2 protein-coding genes are annotated in these 2058 nt (G+C 64.0%); one reads left to right on the forward strand and one right to left on the reverse strand.

Going from position 1 to position 2058, the window contains the following annotated elements:
• Nucleotides 1-100 precede the first annotated feature (100 nt).
• Nucleotides 101-1066, forward strand: a complete 966-nt coding sequence (locus tag AC1DY5_RS53125; RefSeq protein WP_478122266.1) for a PDR/VanB family oxidoreductase — start codon at nucleotides 101-103, stop codon at nucleotides 1064-1066.
• 445 nt (nucleotides 1067-1511) lie between these two features.
• Here AC1DY5_RS53125 and AC1DY5_RS53130 read toward each other — a convergent pair whose 3' ends face one another.
• Nucleotides 1512-1805 carry a type II toxin-antitoxin system RelE/ParE family toxin gene (locus AC1DY5_RS53130; protein ID WP_478122267.1) on the reverse strand — a complete coding sequence of 98 codons (294 nt, stop codon included), beginning with the start codon at nucleotides 1803-1805 and terminating at the stop codon, nucleotides 1512-1514.
• Nucleotides 1806-2058 lie beyond the last annotated feature (253 nt).

Here is a 2058-nt window from a genome sequence, read left to right on the forward strand (position 1 = left end):
GGCCTGGTGAAGGACATCGCGCCGGCCGGCGAGGTGGTGGTGCGCATGATGAACGAGGCCAAGGCCGTGCTGACCCGTCTGGCCAATGCCCAAGGCTGACATGGAGCTGCAGGTTGCCGAGATCATTCAGCGCACGGCCGACATCCGCTCGTTCGTGCTGAAGCACCCGCAGGGCGCGATGCTGCCGGGATTCTCCGCGGGCGCGCACGTCAATGTGGGCGTTCGCCTGGCCGACGGAAGCGCGGCGCAGCGTTCGTACTCGCTGGTCAACCGGCCCGGCAGCGGCACCGTGGACCACTACGAGATTGGCGTACTGCGCCAGGCCGGTGGCCGCGGCGGATCTCTGCACATGCACGATGCGGTTGTGCCCGGTGCATTGATCGAACTCAGCGAGCCGGTCAACGGCTTCCCGCTGGCCGACGATGCGCCGCACCACACGTTGATCGCAGGAGGCATCGGCATCACGCCCATCCTGTGCATGGCGCGCGTTCTGAGCGAACGCGATGCGATCGTCGACCTGCACTACTTCGGCCGTTCGCCCGAAAGCGTGGCTTTCCGCGACGAACTGCGCGCGCTACCCGGCGTGGCGTTGCACGAAATGCATACGGCGGACCCGGCAGTGGCACGCGCGGCACTGGCGCAGGCGATCGGCTCTCCAGATCCGCAGCGGCACCTGTACGTCTGCGGCCCGGGCGGCATGATCCAAAGCGTCATCGATATCGGCGTGCAGGCCGGCTGGAACGAGCACCACGTGCACTACGAGTTGTTCGGCAGCCAGGTGGTGGGCAGGGACAACAAGGCCTTCACCGTGCGGCTGGTGCGTACGGGCCAGCGCATCGAGGTACCGGCCGATGTGACCCTGCTCGACGCGCTGCTGGCGCACGGCATCGACGCGCCCCACGACTGCCGTACCGGCGTATGCGGCAGCTGCCTGACGCCGGTCGGCAACGGCACCATCGATCACCGCGACAGTTTCCTGACCGAAGACGACCGGCGCCAGGGTGGGCTGATGTGCGTATGCGTGTCGCGGTCTGCGAATGGCGCGGAGATCGAACTCGACATCTGAGCGACGTACTTCGGCCATGCGGGCGCCCCGAGGCCGGTGGACGGGGCACCTCATCACCCAACGGGGCCGACGATGACCTTGCTTCTCAGATGCCTGCGAGAGGTCCGGATCCTTCGTGGTGAATTCGACTTGCTGCCGCCACCTATCGATGGCGATACTTTCTCCGCGGGAGGCTTTCCGGACAATGGCGAAGAACTGGGCGATTCTCGGTCACGCTCCGAGTCTGACGAGACCAGTTCCTCCCATGGCCGCAATACGCGACGCGCAGAGCCGGATGCCCCAAAAGGCCCCCTAACCATGGCTTATAGAAACTGAAAGGGCTAACGACCGACAGGCCTTGCTCCGCGCGCATCGAACCCGAGGCCGTCGGCGATGCTTGCCATCCCTATCGCAGGCATGTCGAGCGATGGCATGCCCTACAAATCATGCGCCCCATTCGACGAGATCAGTGCTTGAAACCAGACTCTCGCTGCGCGCGAACTGCCAATATGAAAACCGTATCGACCTCGGCAAGATAGCGATACAACGCGACATAGCCTCGAGCACCCTTGCCAATGACCAATTCCCGTTTGCCATCCCTCACCGGTCTGCCGATTTGAGGGCTATGCGCGAGGATCTGGATGGCCTCGATGATTTCCTCGATCCGCTTCGCGGTGTCCACCGCGTCGTACTGCGCCATGTGATCCAGGAAGCGATCAAGATCGTCAACGACTTCAGGAGCAAGCTCGATTCGAGCCATGCTCGGTCAACGCGCAGGCCGGCGCGCTGACGGCCGGCGCGCTTTCTCGCCACCAGCGCGGGCCTGCAAGTACGCCTTTGCATTTGTCCACGCCACCGACTTGCCAGTTCGCTTCAAAGCAGCCCAACGTTCATCGGCGATACGGTGCAACTCGTCGTCCGTCTCTATGCGCTCTACTGTCTCGGAAAGCGCATCCAGAATGAAGGCGTGTGGCGACTTTCCGGCTCGCTCGGCAGCAGCAGCAATGCGAGCT

This window comes from Variovorax sp. P4_D9, from assembly GCF_056401695.1.

Coding starts and splice junctions, on each gene's coding strand:
- AC1DY5_RS53125 (WP_478122266.1), top strand. CDS start 101: ATGGAGCTGCAGGTTGCCGAGATCATTCAGCGCACGGCCGACATCCGC.
- AC1DY5_RS53130 (WP_478122267.1), bottom strand. CDS start 1,805: ATGGCTCGAATCGAGCTTGCTCCTGAAGTCGTTGACGATCTTGATCGC.